Below are 18,355 nucleotides of genomic sequence, written 5' to 3' on the forward strand. Positions count from 1 at the left end.
ACCGTTCACTCCTCGCGCCGGACGTTGAACACCACCTTGCCCAGGTTCTGAAACTCGCAGCTCACCGCCACGCCGGGCCGCAACGCGACTGCAGCAGTTGCCGCCCCTGCCAGAATGAGACTTCCTGCTTCGAGCGCCTCGCCTTGCTGCGCCGCCAGGCGCGCGGCAGCGACCAATCCGCGAATCGGCGCGCCGAGGATGGCAGCGGTAGTCCCCATTTCCACGGGGCGACCATCGAAGGACATCACCAGCCCCAGGTTGCTCACATCGGTATCCCGCTCATGCCACTGCCCCACTACGAAGCCGGACGACGAAGCGTTGTCGGCCACGACATCGGGCAGGGAGAACTTGAAGTCGCGGTAGCGCGAGTCGATCACTTCGAGCGCGGGCGCAACCGCCTCTACCGCGGCGAGGGCCTGCAGCGGCGTGACCTTGCCTTCGAGGCGCTTGCCGAGCAGAAAGCACACCTCCGGCTCGACTCGCGGATGAACGTAGTCCGACAGTGCGATGCTGCCGCCTTCCTCGACCCACATGTCGGATGTGAGCCGCCCCCAGATCAGATCGGAGACGCCCATCTGCGCCATCTTGGCCCGGCTCGTGAACCCCATTTTCATGCCGACCTGATTCGCTCCACGCGCCAGTCGATGGCCTGTCAGCGCCCGCTGTACGGCATAGGCTTCTTCAAGCGTCAAGGCATCGTCGCCGGTCAATTGCGGCGTGGCTTGTCCACTCACTGCAGCATCATCGAGACGCTTGGCGATACGTTGAATTTTCATGAAATCTCCTCAACCGGCCTCGGCAAAGCGCGCACGTACGCTACCGAGGCCCTGGATGCGCGCCTCGATGACGTCACCGGGGGAAACCGTGACCAGCGGCCCGAGGGCGCCGGTCAGGACCACGTCGCCGGCGCGCAGCGGCGTCCCCATGTCGACGAGGGTCCGCGCAAGCCACAGCGCCGCATTCAGCGGGTGACCGAGACACGCGGCACCCACGCCGAGCGACACGGCGTCTCCCTTGCGCTCCATGATCATGCCGGCCAGCCGCAGGTCCAGTTCGGCAAGCTTGACCGGACGTTGCCCCAGCACGTAGAGGCCCGCGGATGCATTGTCCGCAATGGTGTCGAGAATATTGATGTCCCAGTTCGCGATGCGGCTGCCGACCACTTCGATGGCCGGCAGCACGTAAGCAGTCGCCGCCAGGAGATCGGTCAGGACGATGTGTTCGCCGTCGAGGTCGCGCTCGAGCACCAGCGCCACCTCGGCCTCGCACTTCGGCTGCATCAGCCGAGACCAGGCCATTTCCTCGTTGTCGTTGACCGACATCGAGTCGAACAGCGTTCCGAAGTCGGGCTGATCCACGCCAAGTTGCTTCTGCACGGCGAGCGAAGTCAGTCCGATCTTGCGACCGGTCACCCGGCGCCCTTCGCGTACCTGACGCTGCGTATTCAGGTCTTGTGCCGCATACGCCTCCGCGATGCCCCCGGTGAAATGCTCACGCACCGGCGCAATCGGCTGCCCCGTTCTGGCCGCCCGGTCGAGCAGGTCGGCCACGTGTTGAACTCGTTCAGACATGCTCGCTCTCCTCGTCAACACGCACGCAGACGTTGGTCAGCTCCGAATAGAAATTGAGCGAATGCATCCCGCCCTCGCGTCCGATACCGGACAGGCCCGCACCGCCAAACGGTGTGCGCAGGTCGCGCAGGAACCAGGTATTGACCCAGCTGATACCCACGCGCATCGACTCGCTCACGCGATGCGCACGGCTCAGGTTCGACGTCCAGATCGTCGCGGCCAGGCCGTACCGCGTATCGTTGGCGCGGGCGATCACTTCGCGCTCGCTGTCGAACGGCGCAACGTGGCAGATCGGTCCGAAAATTTCCTCGCGCACCGATCGCGCATCGTCCGGCAGGCCGGTGATCACCGTCGGCTCCACCCACGCGCCGCCGTCACGCTCATCGCCGAAACGCGGCGCTTTTCCGCCGGTCAGGAAGGTTGCGCCTTCGTCGCGCGCCAGGCCGAAGTAGCTCATCACCTTGTCGCGATGTTTTGCCGAAATGAGCGGCCCCATGTGCGTACTCGGGTCGTTGGGCCAGTCGATCTTCATCGCCTTGATCCGCTCGACCAACGCCGTGCAGAATCGATCGAAGAGCGGCCGCTCCACGTAGACGCGTTCCGAACACAGGCACACCTGGCCGCTATTGAGGAATAGCGCACGCATCATGCCGTCGAGCATCTTGTCGAAATCGCAGTCGGCGAAAATGATCGCCGCATTCTTGCCGCCAAGTTCGAACGAGACCGGCTTCACCCCCTCTGCCGCCGCGCGCATGATCGTCGTACCCGTGCGCGATTCCCCGGTAAACGTGATGGCGCTGATGTCCGCATGACGCGAGATGAATTCGCCGGCGGAGTCCGGCCCAAACCCGTGGACCAGGTTGAACACGCCGGGCGGTACGCCGGCGGCTTCCATGACCTCGGCGAGCAACGTCGCGCTGCCCGGCGTTTCCTCGGAAGGCTTCACCACCACGGCGTTACCGCATGCCAGCGCCGGCGCGACCTTCCAGGTCAGCAACAGCAGCGGCAAGTTCCATGGGGAAATCACGCCCACGACGCCCAATGGCTTACGCGCAGCGTAGTTGAGCGCGTATCCGCCATCGGCGAGATCCAGCCGATGGCTGTCGAGCGGCGCGGTGGCGAGCATATCGGCGAATGCGCGGAAGTTTGCGATGCCCCGCGGGATATCGATGCTCGACGCCATCGCAAGGGGCTTGCCGGTATCCGCCATCTCGGCGGCAAGGAAATCGTCCTGACGGCGCTCCATCTCGTCGGCAATACGGCGCAGCATGGCGACCCGCTCCGTCGTTCCGGTGCGCCCCCACTCGCCCGCGACTGCGCGGTGCCCGGCCTTGACCGCCTGATCCACCAGATCCCGGCTCGCCTCATGGACTATCGCAACCAGAGAACCGTCGACAGGGCTGATATCCTCGAATGTACGCGTGCTTTCGACCCATCGGCCATCTACAAAATTTCGATAGTGCTTCATCCGTTTTACCTTTATTACGCCGACTCGCGGCTTTCGCCGCGCATGTCGAACTATTTAGCTTCCGGTTCGGACGGGGCCGAACGGGTAGCCCCGTTCGGCCCCGGCATCAGATCCGGAATTCAATGACCGCAGCACCGCTCCCATACAGCGGGCCGTAGTGATGAACCTTGGCGCCCGCGAAACTGCCGCCGAGCGCCCCGAGCACCCAACTGAAGTGCTTGCCACCCATGTCGACACGCGCACCTTTCGCGTAGGCGGGGAACAGCTCGCGAATCGAGTCGGAATCTCCTGCTTCAAACAACGCCAGCATCCGTCGGTTCCACTCGTCTTCCTCCGGCTTGACGATGTGATCGGTACTGGGATCGATGTCCTTCGTGAAAACGCTTCCGGACAGTCCTCCCACACCAACGACGGCGACCTTCTTCCCCTGCTGCTGCGCACTGGACACCGCGATGGACGCCAGCTTCGCCGTCGCCTCGCCGTTGTCGTAGAGATTGTTGGACGCCACCACCAGCGGCAGATCCTCTCCTCCGATCCCCAAGCCACTGCTGGCGACGATCGTGCCCGTGTCGATCGGGAAATTCTGGTAATCCGCGCCGCGCGCGTTGATACCCTGGTTCTGGCACGACTGAATGCACAGCATCGCGAGATCCACGTCGCTATACAGGTCGTACTCCAAATCGCCGAACTCGTGCCAATTCTCGTCGACGTGTACGTCCTGGCTGCGCCGCCGGGTCAGCCAGATTTCGTCGAGCACGGCAAACCATTGTGTCGAGTACACCAGCACGACATCGGGTTTGGACGCTTTCAATGCGGTGCCGGCCTGTTGCATGGCCTGCTTGAATTGGTGCCATCCCGGCACGTCGGAACGAAGCTCGGGCAGAGGACTACCGGGAACAATGAACGCGGAAACAATAGACATGATGTTCACACTCTAGAAAGGGACCAGGGAAGCTCGTTTTTGCGCCTGCCATCAGGACAACGTAGCTTCGTGCGCAAGACCGGCCTTGACGAGGTTCCACTCCATCACGGCATTGCCCGTGCCGATAACGGTGCCGTAACCATGCAACTCCGCAGCCAGTTCCGGGTATTGCATCGCCGCATGCATCCAGGTAAACGCCCCGGACTTGACTTCAGCGAACGCCTCATCGATGAATTGCGGCAGCAGGCGGAACACTTCCTTCATTTCCCCACGACGCATCAAATCGATCATGCGCATGTCCCATTGATAGCCGGCGTGGCTGAACGGATGCTCCTGGCTCATGTCTTCCGGCGGAACCGGCTCTTGGTGAAAATGCCAGTGCGACAGCGTATTGGACGCCAGCAGGACCGCGCGCTTGCCCGACTTGATGATCGCTTCACGCGTCGCCTGCCCCAGCAAATCCATCTCGGCCAAGCCTTCCTTCATGCTGAGGTAATAAGGCGTGTTGTTTGCCGAGATACCGACCACCGGAATGTCCCATTGGGGGCGGATCATGTGGAGCGTGGTGATGGTTCCGTAGTCCACACGGAAGCGCGGATTGCGCATCATCTTCGTTTCGAGGCCCAGCTTTCGGCCCTCTTCGCAACATGCCTCGGCCAGTTCGACGTCGACGTTCAGCGAATATTCGAAGCGGAACAGGTTCGGAAAGATCGGATCGACCGATCGTCCCGACAGGCGCTCGACGCCGAGAAAATGGTGCCCCACCGATGTGATCCAGTGCGGCGAGTGAACCAGCAATACGTCCGGCTTCAGCTCGTCCAGACTCTTGCGCGCCCGCTCGTATGCCCAGCGCAGCTGCTCCCAGCCGCCTGACGATTTGGGTTCGTTCTGAGGAGGGTTCTCCGCATAGAGCATGTGCGGAGGATGGGGGGCCAACAAACCGCTGACAATTTCTCCGGTGGCCATACTTTCTCTCCTACCTTTCTGGAAGTGGAACGTTCATGTTGATCACGGCCGCCGCCCTTTGGCTTCTTTCGTTGACGTCATCCTTCGAATCGGACGCTCGTCCATGACCGGTTTATGGTTTGAAAACCGCTTACCCGTCTTGCACCTTCTCCGCTGCCGCCTTGCCCTCGGATAATTAATGTACGTATACGTACTTTGTTGGTTCGATAATAGGAGCCGCGTCACCCTGGTGTCAAGGGTTCAAATTTGCATGCGACGTAGGTACAAACCCTGCCAAGCGCACATCGATCCAGCCTGTCCGAGAATGATGGAATCGCCAATACAAACAGGACGATTCCTGCACTTTTAACGGGCATTTCGCGCACCGCACGAGCCGTTCTGGGCTCACGACGAGGCAATGGACATCATCGCCGCTTTCGCTGCACCACGACGAACCACCGCGACATCTCACCGATCCAATATAATACGTGCACGTAATTTATGAACGTAGCCTTGTACGCCAGGGGACCTCTGACGTGTCGATGAGCGGCACCGCTGCCATCGAACCGCGCGCAGCGGAAGGAGTTCCTCCCATGCACGGTCGACAGTTGTGCGCCGGCTCCCGATCACGGTCCCGTGCAGTTGAACCGCGCAGCCGAACCGTCGATAATGGCAACTGTTTCCTTTCACCGTATTCGCGTTCCTTTCACCCCGTCTCACATCTGGAACTCGATTACCCGAACGACCTCTTTCTCATTGGACCGTCTTCTCTCCTATGCCTTCACCCAAGAAGAATGACAAACCCGCAAAGAACAAGTCGGTGGGTTCCAGCTCGATCGGCCTGTCAAAGGAAGCGCAACATGCTCTGGAGCACTTCCGGCTGGAAGACGTCGCCTCTCACCTGCTGAGGCGAGCGCACTTCATTGCAGAAGACATATTCAGCCGCGAATTCGCATCGGAATCGTTGACGCCGAGGCAAAAGGCCGCCCTCGTAGTGGTCGCTCAACACCCTGGTCTGAAGCAAAGCGAGTTGGCCGACCAGTTGCATATGGACCGAAACACGATCGCGGAGATGGTGAAAAGGCTCTGCGCGAACGAGATGCTCGCACGGAGTCCTTCGGAAGACGATCAGCGAGCTTATCGCCTGCACATCGCCAAAAACGGCATCGAGACGCTGAACCGTGTGCTGCCGCGAGACGCCGGAGTCGAGAAAATACTGCTTGATAAACTACCGGAAGAATACCGGCCGCTTTTTGTGAAGTGCCTGAAACTGATCGTCGACTCGGAACACGAAGCGGGTTTGTAACCGACAGTCCTTGCACGCATCGGAAATCAGGGCACGCCGGGCGTGCTCCCGATGCATCTCTCACGACGCCGGCGTTCAGTTCCGCCGCTCCTCCGACAAGAGCTGAAATTCGATCTCCACCGCGGCCCCGAGCGGCAATCCGCTGACAGTTACAAACGTTCTGGCGGGCGGCTCGATATACTCGAACGCTTCCTCCCACGCCTTATTCACCGCAGCGACCTCTTCCGTATCCGCACAAAACACTCGCGCCACGACGAGGTCCGATAGGGCCCAGCTCTGTTCATCGCATAGCCGCGTCAGGTTTCGGAGGATTTGCGCCGTCTGCCCGTATGCGCCACCGTCGGCAAGGCTACCGGTCAATGGGTCCAGTCCAACGAGCCCCGAGACGAAAACAAAGGGGCCGACCCGCACGACGGGGCTATAGCGAAAACGTGGCGTTGGCAGAACGTTCGACAAAACAATTTCGCGATGCATGGTTGCCCTGAGAGTTTGCATGTTGGATTCGGTCATGTGCCGCGGCAGCGACAGCGGCACCGGCAAACGGACGCGTTCCGAGTGCCGCGCCCCGTCCGCGAAACGCACCGAGCTCAGATAGTGATGATCTTCGACCCGGTTACATCGGGGCGCCGCGACGTATCACCTTCTTTCAGATTGACCTCGGCAATCTGATTCCCGTTAGGGGGTGCTTCCCAGGACGAGTGGCGATTCCAGACTTCCGGATCGTGACCGGGAATGACTCGTTCCGTCTTCTGCTTGAGTAGTTCGCGCATCTGACGGTATACGTGAATCTGATTGAACGCGTTGCCCTGGTGATAGCCGGGCGGCCACATGCGGTCGATATTCGAGTACCAGTAAACAATGTCACCGGCAGCGACAAACGGGCCGTTACGTGTGTTCACTTCGAACCACTGCGAGCCGAACGTATGACTGTCCTTGGCGAGGCGGGCCGTGATGCCCGGCAATACCTCTTCGTCACCGCGGATGAACTTGATTCGACCTTCCGAAACGCCCTGCGCCGCACGGATCAGATCCATCGGATCGAACGAAGAGAACACCCACGCCTTCTCTTCTTCGGTTTCGTGCTGATGGACCGCACATACCGCCTGTGACCAGCCCAAATACTCGTCGAGCTGCACATACAGCTTTGCGTTCGGGAAGGCTTCGAAGTTTCCCATGTGGTCGAAGTGCATGTGCGTCACCAGGATCGTATCCACGTCCTCCGGCGCAAAACCGATGCGTCCCAATACGTCTCGCGGCTCTTCCCAACTGGAGAACGGGTAGCGCGTCAACCAATGATCGTTGCGAAATCCGCAGTCGACGAGCGCAACATGCTGCTTGCCACCGACCTCGCCCCCCACCAGCAATGTGTAGATCATGGGGATTCGGATGGTGCCGGCGTTGCTATAGATGCCAGCGCCGCCGAAAAAGTCCTGCGGCATATCAGCCTGGCAATATGCGAGCGCCCAGATCGAGTAATCCGTGTCTCGCATAGGTTGGGAGCCAATGATGGATGGGGCGCTCACGTGAGTCTCCTGACATGAATGATGCATGTGAAATTTCGCATACCGAATTAAACTGGCTAGTGGACGAAGCACCGCACGGAACCCTATCGCCCGACGAGAACCGCTCACAGATCAGGCGTAGCACTCCAATACCTTACGGATCCGTATGGGTCGCGGGGACGTCAAGACGCTCGGGTCCGTCCATCATCGGCCGGCAACTGCGTCGGCACAAAATACGTACACGTACTTTATGTGAACCGATCTTAGTTGCGCCGCCGAACAGCTGTCAAGGAATACAAAAATGCCCGCGTGTAAGTGAAAACCCGCCCATTCGTTGGATGCAGAGCGGGGATACCTACGGGGCTTCAGGGTCGCGGTTGCGCAGACTGGCGAAATACTGGGTTGGCGACTTGCCCAGCGCCTTTTTGAACATGGTGATAAACGCGGTGACCGAGTCGTAGCCCAGAAGGCCCGCCACCTGCTGGACTGACGTCCCGTCGGCCAGTTGCCGAAGGGCGACGATGAGATGCAGCTGCTGGCGCCAGCGTCCGAACGTCAGGCCCGTCTCGCGAACCACGAACCGGGCCAGGGTTCTGTCGCTCATGGCAAGGCGGGCAGCCCACTGGGAAAGCGTTGTGCGGTCAGACGGGTCCGCGGAGAGGGTTTCGAGCATGCGTCTGATGGCCGGCGCTTGCGAAATCGGCAGATGCAATTGCTGGACAGGCGCCTCTGCCAGTTGGTCCAGCAACACGGCCACCACTTTTTCAGTTTTGCTTCCACGCTGGTAAGCCGGTTCTCCGCGGGCCAGGTGGCGAATCAGTTCACGCAACAGCGGTGTAATGGCCAGCGTGCAGCAGTGACCCGGCATCCGGACAGCGCCTGGCTCGATGAAGAGGAAGTAGAGCTGAGCATCGGGCGATGCACGACTGCTGTGGGGTATTCCCCCAGGGATCCAGACCGCGTGCTGAGGCGGCACGAACCACAGTGCCTGTGGGACTTCGCAAGTCGCCCAGCCCTGGATCATCAGGATCAGCTGTCCCTTGCGATGGCTGTGTTGAGGATGCTCGGATTGTTCGCTTTCCAAGTGCACCCGTATCGCGACTGCGGGCTGCTTGAAATCGTCTGAGTTGAACTGCTCAGGAGAGGTGACTCGCATCTTGGATGGCATTGTCATATTTTAGAGATCATTGGTCACTTCTTCTATATTAGTTCGTGCGCGGAATCCGTAAAGTCGGAGGCTCCCTATCAAGGAATCGCTTTCTTCGTGACTTTTTCAACAATCCGCCGGGCGCCTTCGGACCTCGCTCTGATTGCCGGCATCCTGCTTCTCGCGGTGAATCTCCGGGCTCCATTTACCGGGCTGGCCCCCGTGCTTGCCTTTATTCAGAGAGACTTCAACCTGAGCACGGCGGCAGTCGGTGCACTCTCGTCGCTGCCGTTGCTCGCGTTCGCTGCCTTTTCGCCGGTCAGTTCGGCGATAGCCCGTAAGGTGGGACTCGAGCGGACCATCGTCGGAGCACTGGCACTCGTTGCGCTGGGTATTGTGCTGCGCTCCTCCGGCACGGTGTGGCTGCTGTATTTCGGCACAGCGGTGATCGGTGTCGGCATTGCTTTCGGTAACGTGCTGCTGCCCAGCCTGATCAAGCGCGACTTCGCGGGCAGCGTTGCCTCGCTCACAGGCGCTTACGCGCTGACAATGGGCGCCAGCGGCGCGCTCGGATCAGCACTGGTCACCCCTCTGACGCAGGCGTATGGATGGCAAACCGCGCTTGCCGCTTTCATTCTGCTGCCCGGCATCGCGTTGGCCGTGTGGGCTCCTCGGCGTCATGCGCATCAGAATGAGGCTGCGGCTCGGAGCGCTCGATTGGCGCAACCAACGAACGTCTGGCGGTCGCCCCTCGCGTGGCAGGTGACCCTGTTCATGGGCTTCAACGCCATGATCTTCTACATAGCCGTCAGCTGGCTTCCCACCATCCTGATCGACCAGGGCTTGCCGCCTGCCCAGGCCGGCTCCATGCACGGCGTCCTGCAACTCGCGACAGCCATCCCTGGACTGATTCTCGCACCTGTCATTCGACGCATGCCGGATCAGCGGCCAGCGGCTGCATCGGTCAGCTTGATATCGGCCGCGTCGCTGCTCGGGCTGATCTACTTGCCGGGCCTGGCTGTGGTTTGGGCTGCGCTGCTGGGCTTCGGAAGTGGGGCAAGCATGATTCTCGGCCTGACCTTCGTCGGCCTGCGCACCCGCTCCGCCGAGGTGGCGGGGGCGCTTTCCGGCATGGCGCAATGCATCGGTTATCTGATGGCGGCGGCTGGCCCGATGGTCGTGGGTGCAATCCACGACTGGCAACGAGGCTGGTCGGTTGCGCTACTCATGGCAGCAGGCGTCGCGCTCCTCGGGGCATGGGCCGGCCTGCTCGCAGGCAGGAAAGTACACGTCGAGGCCTGACTTCCCGCAAACAAGCTCGTAACGACGAGCGACATCCCCCCAAAATCACAAACGAACATCGTGAGCAAAATACTGATCATCAACGGCGCCAAGCGCTTTCCGCCCTCCAACGGCTCGCTCAACCACAAGTTCGCGCGGGTCGCCACCGAGCATCTCGTCGGCCTCGGCCACTCCGTGAGCACCATCGTTGTGGATGACGGATATGACATCGAACAGGAAGTTCAAAAGATAGCCCAGAGCGACGTGATCATCTACCAGATGCCTGCGTGGTGGATGGGGGCGCCCTGGACTATCAAGAAATACTTGGACGAGGTGTTTACCACGGGTTACGGCGTGCTGTATGCAAGCGATGGCAGGACCCGCAGCGACCCTGCAAGGAAGTACGGCTCGGGCGGGTTGCTGCATGGCAAACGATACATGCTCTCCCTCACGTGGAACGCGCCTCTCGAAGCGTTCAACGATCCCGACCAATTCTTTGAAGGTGTCGGTGTGGAAGCTGTCTATCTGCCGTTCCACAAGGCAAACCAGTTTTTGGGACTCGAGCCCATTCCGTCATTCATCGCCAACGACGTAGAGAAGAACCCTCAGATCGAAGCCGATCTCGATCGGTTCGCTGCGCATCTGGACGAACATTTCCGCCCCGGAGTTTGAGCGGAAGGCCGCAGGGGATGCGGACAAAATCGTGGACTACTTTGGAGGTAGTCCATGTATTCATACCAAGAACGCGTTCGGGCGGTCGAGTTGCACCTGGAACTCAGGTAGCGCAGCAAGGCAACCATTCGCCAGTTGGGTTACCCGACGAAGAATTCTCTCAAGGCATGGTGTAAGGAATTCGAGAAGAGTGGCGATCTGCAGAGGGGGTATGTTCGCAAAAAGCCGAAGTACTCCGAAGAACAAAAGAACGTAGCACTCGAGCATTACGTCAACCTCGCCGCAAGTCACGGTGTCGCCGGCTGGATACACGATCTCGTTTCGGATACGCGGTTGGGCGAACAGCTCTGCCTCGTACAGGCCGTTGAGCAATCGTTTTCGAGTGATAGACTTGGACGAGAGGGCGTCACTCGACCGTGCCCCTGCTCACTACACGGGTACTCGATGAAAAGACTGCCACCGCTGAACTGGTTGCGCGCATTTGAATCTTCCGCACGGCATTTGAGTTTCACGCACGCAGCAAACGAACTGAATCTCACGCAGGCCGCCGTGAGCCAGCAGGTCAAAGGCCTCGAATCGCAACTCGGCGCCGCCCTGTTTCGTCGGCTCCCCCGCGGCATCGAAATGACGGAAGCGGGTCTGGCCTATCTCCCAGTCGTTCACGAAGCGATCGAGCGCCTCGCTATCGCGACGGACGAAATCTTCGGTCAAGTCAATCTGCGCGTGCTGACAGTACGCGTCAGCCTGGTGTTCTACACACAATGGCTGGCGTCGAGAATGCCCGAATTCCGTCGGCTGCGCCCGGACATCAATCTGCGGATCACGAGCAACATCTGGGGAGGCGACAGCTGCGTGACGGATGTCGAAGCCGATCTAGAAATTCGCCACGGCCACGGCAAATGGGCCGGGCTACGCGCCGAGCGACTCACGTACGACGAGCTCGTGCCCGTCTGTTCGCCGAATCTACCCTCCGCATCGCAACCGCTCGAACGCCCAAGAGATCTCGCCGGTCACGAACTTCTGCACGTACTCGGTTACGAGGAAGGTTGGGGTTACTGGCTACGCAAGGCCGGCGCAGCCAAGGTCGACTCATCGCGCGGCATTTACTTCGACACGCTGATTTCGGCCCTCAAGGCTGCCGAACTCGGTCAGGGCGTCGCGCTCGCCCGCTCGTCCCTGGTCGAGCAAATGCTTGCAAATGGCCAACTGATCGCGCCGCTCCTGCCGCACCTTCCAACCCAGGAAGCCTTCTGGCTCGTCTATTCCCCACACGCGATCGTTAACCCTAATGCGAAGGCGTTTGTCGACTGGCTCGTTGCCGCAGCAACCGGCAATCCGTCTTGACGCCGCCGCAGCCATAAAAAAAAACGCCCCATCGCCGCTTTTTTTATCGCTTTACCGCCTTCCCGCCTTGATCGAAAGTTCGCTCCGGGAACGTTATCCGCGTCGGCGATGCGGATAACGCGATGAAGGAACGCGATAAAAAATGCAGACGGCCGCGCGCCGCTGCGCTGGAGGCGAGACAGCATGAAAGCAGCACAAGACAAACGACCACTGCATGGTGTGAACGTCATCGACTTCGGTCAGTACATCGCGGGACCGGCGGTCGCCATGATCCTCGCCGATCTCGGTGCGAAGGTCATTCACATCGATCCACCGAACGGCCCGCTTTGGGAGAGCCCTGCCAATGCAGTGCTGAACCGGAACAAGCTCACCGTCAAACTGGACCTCAAAACAGCCGACGGCGTCGAGCACGCGCTCGCGATGATCGAGCGCGCCGACATCGTAATCGAGAATTTCCGGCCCGGCGTACTCGCTCGCCTGGGCATCGATTTCACCGCGCTGCGAGCTGCCCGACCCGAACTCATCACGCTGTCGTTGCCGGGCTTTGCGAGCAACGACGAGCTGCGGCGCGAATGGCGAGCATTCGAACCCATCATTGCGTCGGCTTCCGGTGTCTTTACCGACATGGGCCAGAACCGCGTGCTGATGGGCATCAACCCGAGTTTCTCGCCCCTGCCGCTCGCTTCGTCGTACGGCACCATGCTTGGCGTCTCGTCGGTCGTGCTCGCGCTTCAGGCGCGCGAGCGCACCGGCCATGGCGATCAGATCGAAGTGCCGCTGTCGTCGGCCGTGCTCGAAGGGCTGTCCTACAACTCCATCAGGATCGACGGCTATCCGGAGCGCTACAAGACGCTTCGCGAGAAGGAGGTGGAACGCCGGCGGGCCAGCGGGCAATCCATGGATCTGTCGTACGAAGCGCTACAGGAATATCTCGACCCGTTCTATCGCACGTACGACTGCGCCGATGGCCGAAAATTCTACGCCGTGTGTCCGTCGCACAATGCCCATGCGAAGCGCTGCCTGCAGGCGATGGGCATTTACGATGAAATGGTCGCGGCCGGACTGCCAGCCGTTGCCGATTGCTATCGGCCCGTCGATGAATGGGAAGCCGATGCCTCGCTCGGTGTGTATCCGCTGCCGGCCCATTGGGCCAGCCGTATTTCGGCGCGCATGAAAGAGGTATTCCTGACGAAGACGGCTGCCGAATGGGAGCGCATCTTCGGTGAAGGCGGCTTCCCCGGCGCGCCCCATCGCACCACCAAGGAATGGCTGCACGACGAGCATGCGAATGCCTCGGGACTGGTGGTGACTGCCTACGATCCGGAATTCGGCTCGATGAAGCAGCCGGGCCCCATCGCGTGGCTCGAGGACAGCGTCGACGAGATGCTGCCCCCTGCACCGCGCTGCGCGGTCACGGCGAGCGAGGCCATTGCCGTGCTCGCCGCGTCGCCACGCGCAAAACCCGCCGCTGCCGCCGGCGAACCTGGCCAGGGATGGCTGGAAGGCGTGAAGATTCTCGACCTGACGAACGTCATTGCCGGCCCGCATTCCACCTCGTTCCTCGGACGCTTCGGCGCCGACGTGATCAAACTCGACCCCGTGGCGCCGAATTACGACCCTTGGAACACAGTGGTGTTCGGGATGTCGTCCGGTCGCGGAAAACGAAGCATCCTCGTCGATCTGAACAACGACGACGGCAAGGAGGTGTTCCGTCAGCTCGCACGCTCGGTCGACGTGATCGTCATGAACGCCCCCGATCGGCAGCTCGCTCCACTTGGCCTCGACGACGCCAGCCTGAGGGAACTCAACCCGGGCGTCGTGTTCTGTCAGCTCGATTGCTTCGGCGGTCCCCGACGCGGCCCCCGAACCGACTATCTGGGCTACGACGACTTGATCCAGGCCTGCACGGGCATCATGGTCAGGTTCGGCGGCGGCATGGCGACGCCAGAAGAACACGCGCATGTCGGCACCATCGATGTGATGTGCGGCTTTGCTGCCGCGCTCGGTGTTGCTGCCGCACTGTACCGCAAGGCGCGGACTGGCCAGGGTGGACGCGCACGCACGTCTCTGGCGGCGCTCGGCAACCTCGTGCAGATTCCATATTGCTACGACTACTCGGGCCGCGTACCGTTCGACGAGCCCTCGGGCCGCGACGCGACCGGGTTCGGCCCGCTGTCCCGCTTCTTCCGCGCTGCCGATGGGTGGCTTTACATCCATACCGGGCCGCACGAGTTCGGCAAGCTCGATCACGTTGAGGGACTGCGCGGCATTGCAGCTTCCGAGACCCCGATTGCGTTTCTCACACGCGCCATTGCGTCGGCTCCCGCCGCGCTGTGGCAGAACCGGCTGCAAGCGGCGAATGTGGCCGCGGCCGTGCCGGACAACCTCGAGAACATTCGCCGCGAGGCCAGCCGCCCTGCCGACGGTCGCCCCGGCATCGATCTGGGCAGCTACGCGTTCAGCGTGTTCGATTCGCATCCCAGCGGCCATCGAGTCACGCAACTCGATCCCATCGCAGTACGGCCCGCTTCTGCGGCTATCCGCGCACTGTCACCCGCCGAAAAATTCGGTGCCTCGACGCGCGCCATCATGCGCTCGCTCGGCTACACGGAAGGCCGCATCGACTCGCTGATAGACCAGCGCGCGATTGGCGTCAGCTGGTCCGACGACTACCTGCCGCGGTGACACACGGCGATCTTCCTAGCTCTGTATCACGGATTCAAATTATTCAGTCATACGAAATGAAATGACACATCATCGAAAGTCCCTCGGAGCATTCGATTACATCGTGATAGGCGCTGGCACGGCGGGATGCGCGCTGGCCAGCCGACTCAGCGAGGACCCTCGAATATCGGTTCTCCTGCTGGAGGCAGGCGGCAAGGATGACTATCACTGGATTCACGTGCCGGTCGGCTACCTCTACTGCATCGACAACCCGCGCACGGACTGGCGTTTCCGCACGGAACGCGAAGCGGGGCTGAACGGCCGCGCCCTCGGTTACCCGCGTGGTCGCGTGCTGGGGGGCTGTTCGTCGATCAACGGCATGATCTACATGCGCGGCCAACGGGAAGACTACGATGAATGGGCCCGTCTTACCGACGATGCGGGCTGGCGGTGGAATTCGGTGTTGCCTCTGTTCCGGCGCAGCGAAGACTACCACGGCGGCGCAAGCGATCTGCACGGAAGCGGGGGGCCATGGCGGGTCGAAAGACAGCGTCTGAACTGGCCGATTCTCGAAGTTTTCTCGCAGGCCGCACAACAGATCGGCATCCCTGCAACGCAGGACTTCAATGGCGGCGACAACAACGGTGTCGGTTACTTCGATGTGAACCAGCGACGCGGCATTCGCTGGAACGCAGCCAAGGCGTTTCTGAGACCCGCCGCCGCTCGCCGCAACCTGACCATCGTCACCCTCGCGCAGACCGAACGCCTTCGATTCGACGGAGCGCGATGTGTCGGAGTCGACGTGCGGGTCGGCGACGAACCCATGCTTGCCACGGCGAATCGGGAGGTCATCTCGTGTGCCGGCGCGGTCAACTCACCGAAGCTGCTCGAGCTGTCCGGCATCGGCGATCCGGATCGCCTGGGCGCGCTCGGCGTCCCGGTGCGGGTCGCGCGTCGAGGCGTCGGCGAAAATCTCCAGGATCATCTGCAACTCCGCATGGTGTTTCGCATCGACGGTGCGAAGACACTCAATACGCTCAGTGCATCGTGGTGGGGAAAGCTGCGGATCGGCATGGAGTACGCGGCGACGCGCAGCGGCCCGATGGCGATGGCGCCGTCGCAGCTCGGCATTTTCACCTCGGTGGATCCGAACCGCGGGAAGATTCGGCCAGATGTTCAGTACCACGTGCAGCCTCTGTCGCTCGACCGCTTCGGCGAGCCCCTGCACAAGTTCGACGCGATCACGGCATCGGTATGCCAGTTGCGGCCCACCTCCCGAGGCAGCATTCATGCGGTATCCGCGGACCCGTTCGCACCGCCCCGCATTGCTCCGAACTATCTGTCGACCGAATTGGATCGCTCGGTTGCGGCCAATGCTTTACGCCTCACGCGACGTATCGTGGCGGCACCCGCCATGGCGCCTTTCAAGCCGCGCGAAATCCTGCCCGGTGTCGTGTTCCAGAGCGAGGACGAACTCCGTCAAGCAGCAGGCGACATCGGCACGACGATCTTCCATCCGGTCGGAACCTGTCGGATGGGGTGCGTGGACGACGCGGAAGCCGTTGTCGATTCGCGACTGCGCGTGATCGGCGTACCGGGTCTTCGCATCGCCGATGCGTCGATCATGCCCACCATCACGTCCGGCAACACGAACTCGCCGACCTTGATGATCGCCGAACACGCGAGCGACCTGATCCGAGAGGATTGGGCCCGGCCGCCGCAATCCCGAAACGCTCCGCCATGAGCACGCGGCCAGCGAGTAGCAAGCGCACAGGATCGATGCGTCACGCCTGACCGGACGACGCGTCGGAAGTACCGGTCACAACGAAAAAATCAGGAGACAACGATGCAGCAGAGAACGATGCAACAAAGCAGTGCGTCCGTCGCCACGGAGCAGACCAAGTCACGCTTTGGCGTCGAGCGTCGCTCGATCGACTACGTTCCGCATGAGGAGCGCCACGGCAAGATTTGGCAACTCGGTACGATCTGGTTCTCGGGATCCACCCAGATCGCGACATTGGCGGTCGGTGCGCTCGGCGGCGCGATGGGCGCGAATTTGCTGTGGACAGCGATCGCAGCCGTCCTGGGCGCGGCATTCGGCACCTTCTTCATGGCGTTTCATTCGACGCAGGGGCCGCAGCTCGGGCTCCCTCAAATGATTCAGTCGCGTCCGCAGTTCGGGTACATGGGCGCGTTACTGGTCTGGGTCGTCGCCCTGGTCACCTACGTCGGTTACAACGCGTTCAACCAGGTTCTTGCCGGCGACTCGGTCCACCAGTTGCTGCATGTCGATGCCAAGGCGGGCTTGATCGCATTTACGGTGCTGTCGCTCGCCGTCGCCTTCTTGGGCCATGACTGGATTCATCAAGCCCAACAGTGGCTTGCCGTGATGATGACTATCGTGTTGTCGGTCCTGTCGGTTGGCATCGTCCTCACGGTTCACTTCGACGCAACGCAGTTTAGTGTTCACGAATTCCGCGCGGTGCCTTTCTTCATGCAATTCTTCGCGGCCGCGGCTTACCAGTTGAGCTGGGCGATCTACGTCTCCGACTACTCACGCTACATGCCGGCCAACGTCCGGGTGCGTACCTCGTTCTGGTGGACATACCTCGGAGCGTTCATTGGTGGCGCATGGATGATGCTGATTGGCACGGCGGCCGCTGCGGTTCATTCGAAGCTCGATATTGGTGCAGCTGTCAAGATGGTCGGCGATTCGATCTTTCCGGGGCTTGGTGCCCTGACGCTTGTGTTGTCGCTCGCCACCCTGGTCACGATGACGAGCTTGAACTTCTACGGCGCATCGCTGACGCTGCTCAGCATCGCGGATTCGTTGAAACCGTCGAAACCGACCGTTCGAGCCCGCTTCTTCAGCCTCGCATTCGTCGCGATCGTCGCCACCGGCATTGCCTTGGCCGCGTCGGGCAACTTCATGACGAGGTTCGGTGATTTCCTCGGCATCCTGCTCTATCTCTTCACCCCCTGGACCGCGATTAATCTCGTCGATTTCTATTTCGTTCGCAAGACCGAGTATTCCGTCCGTGAGATTTTCAATCCGCGCGGCATGTACGGACGCTGGAACTGGCGCGGCTTGAGCGCATATTTCATCGGTTTCGCCGCAATGCTGCCGTTCTCCTCGACGGGCTTCTACGTCGGGCCCTTCGCAAGGTTGTTGGGCAACATCGACATCGGCATGGTGATCGGCCTGATCGTATCGTCCGTTGTGTACTGGATGGCCTGCAGATCACTCGACTGTGATGCCGACCGCCGTCGTGCTCGCGAAGCCGACCTCGGCCTGGAGTCCCGCACCTAGTCGGCTTTGACATCCTGCCGACAGCATGAACGGCCGACAATCTTCGTCGGCCGCATCAGGTAATGGCTGATGTCCGGCTTGCATCCTGGGCGTTTATCCAACGGTGTCGAACTCGACCCGGGTTAACGACATGATCCAGTCCAAAGAACTCCGCCGCCCACTTTCGGGCCGCGCACGCTGTCCGGCCGCCGAGTGTCCGGCGCCGGAGGCTGCGATGGCTGAA

General features: G+C 61.1%; 15 protein-coding genes and 1 pseudogene. 8 read left to right on the plus strand and 8 right to left on the minus strand.

The window, feature by feature from the left end:
- Positions 1 to 5: 5 nt before the first annotated feature.
- From G3N96_RS06785 to cnbCb, 5 genes are all read right to left on the minus strand, one after another.
- The gene (locus G3N96_RS06785; protein WP_206136713.1) at positions 6 to 776 is read right to left on the minus strand and encodes a fumarylacetoacetate hydrolase family protein; all 771 of its coding nucleotides are present in this window, start codon (positions 774 to 776) and stop codon (positions 6 to 8) included.
- 9 nt (positions 777 to 785) lie between these two features.
- The gene (locus tag G3N96_RS06790; protein ID WP_206136714.1) at positions 786 to 1,571 is read right to left on the minus strand and encodes a fumarylacetoacetate hydrolase family protein; all 786 of its coding nucleotides are present in this window, start codon (positions 1,569 to 1,571) and stop codon (positions 786 to 788) included.
- Positions 1,564 to 3,039, minus strand: coding sequence for a 2-hydroxymuconic semialdehyde dehydrogenase (locus G3N96_RS06795; protein ID WP_124674113.1), 1,476 nt, complete (start codon positions 3,037 to 3,039; stop codon positions 1,564 to 1,566). The genes G3N96_RS06790 and G3N96_RS06795 overlap by 8 nt, the downstream gene beginning before the upstream one ends.
- Before the next feature lie 106 nt (positions 3,040 to 3,145).
- A complete protein-coding gene (locus tag G3N96_RS06800; RefSeq protein WP_206136715.1) occupies positions 3,146 to 3,961 on the minus strand; it encodes a tRNA U-34 5-methylaminomethyl-2-thiouridine biosynthesis protein in 816 nt (271 codons plus the stop codon).
- A gap of 51 nt (positions 3,962 to 4,012) precedes the next feature.
- The gene (gene cnbCb / locus G3N96_RS06805) at positions 4,013 to 4,927 is read right to left on the minus strand and encodes a 2-aminophenol 1,6-dioxygenase subunit beta (protein WP_206136716.1); all 915 of its coding nucleotides are present in this window, start codon (positions 4,925 to 4,927) and stop codon (positions 4,013 to 4,015) included.
- 754 nt (positions 4,928 to 5,681) lie between these two features.
- Between cnbCb and G3N96_RS06810 the strand changes: the two genes are divergently transcribed.
- Positions 5,682 to 6,212, plus strand: coding sequence for a MarR family transcriptional regulator (locus G3N96_RS06810; RefSeq protein ID WP_206136717.1), 531 nt, complete (start codon positions 5,682 to 5,684; stop codon positions 6,210 to 6,212).
- Between the two features lie 75 nt (positions 6,213 to 6,287).
- Here the strand turns inward: G3N96_RS06810 and G3N96_RS06815 are convergent, their stop codons facing one another.
- From G3N96_RS06815 to G3N96_RS06825, 3 genes are all read right to left on the minus strand, one after another.
- Positions 6,288 to 6,722 carry a RidA family protein gene (locus G3N96_RS06815; protein ID WP_241022521.1) on the minus strand — a complete coding sequence of 145 codons (435 nt, stop codon included), beginning with the start codon at positions 6,720 to 6,722 and terminating at the stop codon, positions 6,288 to 6,290.
- Positions 6,723 to 6,799: 77 nt separating this feature from the next.
- The gene (locus G3N96_RS06820) at positions 6,800 to 7,735 is read right to left on the minus strand and encodes an N-acyl homoserine lactonase family protein (RefSeq protein WP_206136718.1); all 936 of its coding nucleotides are present in this window, start codon (positions 7,733 to 7,735) and stop codon (positions 6,800 to 6,802) included.
- Positions 7,736 to 8,069: 334 nt separating this feature from the next.
- Positions 8,070 to 8,882: a helix-turn-helix transcriptional regulator gene (locus G3N96_RS06825; protein WP_124671025.1), complete on the minus strand. Its 813-nt coding sequence runs from the start codon at positions 8,880 to 8,882 to the stop codon at positions 8,070 to 8,072.
- Between the two features lie 96 nt (positions 8,883 to 8,978).
- Here G3N96_RS06825 and G3N96_RS06830 point away from each other — a divergent pair, with 96 nt between their 5' ends.
- The 7 genes and pseudogenes from G3N96_RS06830 (at position 8,979) to G3N96_RS06860 (ending at position 18,132) form a co-directional block, all read left to right on the plus strand.
- Positions 8,979 to 10,163, plus strand: a complete 1,185-nt coding sequence (locus G3N96_RS06830; RefSeq protein ID WP_206136719.1) for an MFS transporter — start codon at positions 8,979 to 8,981, stop codon at positions 10,161 to 10,163.
- Between the two features lie 60 nt (positions 10,164 to 10,223).
- Positions 10,224 to 10,814: an NAD(P)H-dependent oxidoreductase gene (locus tag G3N96_RS06835; protein ID WP_124671024.1), complete on the plus strand. Its 591-nt coding sequence runs from the start codon at positions 10,224 to 10,226 to the stop codon at positions 10,812 to 10,814.
- A gap of 54 nt (positions 10,815 to 10,868) precedes the next feature.
- A pseudogene (locus G3N96_RS06840) lies at positions 10,869 to 11,090 on the plus strand (IS3 family transposase); the annotation flags it as partial.
- A gap of 168 nt (positions 11,091 to 11,258) precedes the next feature.
- Positions 11,259 to 12,158, plus strand: coding sequence for a LysR substrate-binding domain-containing protein (locus G3N96_RS06845; protein WP_185733125.1), 900 nt, complete (start codon positions 11,259 to 11,261; stop codon positions 12,156 to 12,158).
- Positions 12,159 to 12,341: 183 nt separating this feature from the next.
- Entirely contained in the window at positions 12,342 to 14,843 is a 2,502-nt protein-coding gene (locus G3N96_RS06850) for a CoA transferase (protein WP_206136720.1), read from the plus strand.
- 61 nt (positions 14,844 to 14,904) lie between these two features.
- Complete coding sequence (locus G3N96_RS06855; protein ID WP_206136721.1) at positions 14,905 to 16,566, plus strand: FAD-dependent oxidoreductase; 1,662 nt, start codon at positions 14,905 to 14,907, stop codon at positions 16,564 to 16,566.
- A 102-nt stretch (positions 16,567 to 16,668) separates the two neighbouring features.
- Positions 16,669 to 18,132 carry a cytosine permease gene (locus G3N96_RS06860; protein ID WP_241022522.1) on the plus strand — a complete coding sequence of 488 codons (1,464 nt, stop codon included), beginning with the start codon at positions 16,669 to 16,671 and terminating at the stop codon, positions 18,130 to 18,132.
- Positions 18,133 to 18,355 lie beyond the last annotated feature (223 nt).

The sequence above is a fragment of the Burkholderia sp. Se-20373 genome (assembly GCF_017104705.1).
Taxonomy (GTDB): Bacteria; Pseudomonadota; Gammaproteobacteria; order Burkholderiales; family Burkholderiaceae; genus Burkholderia.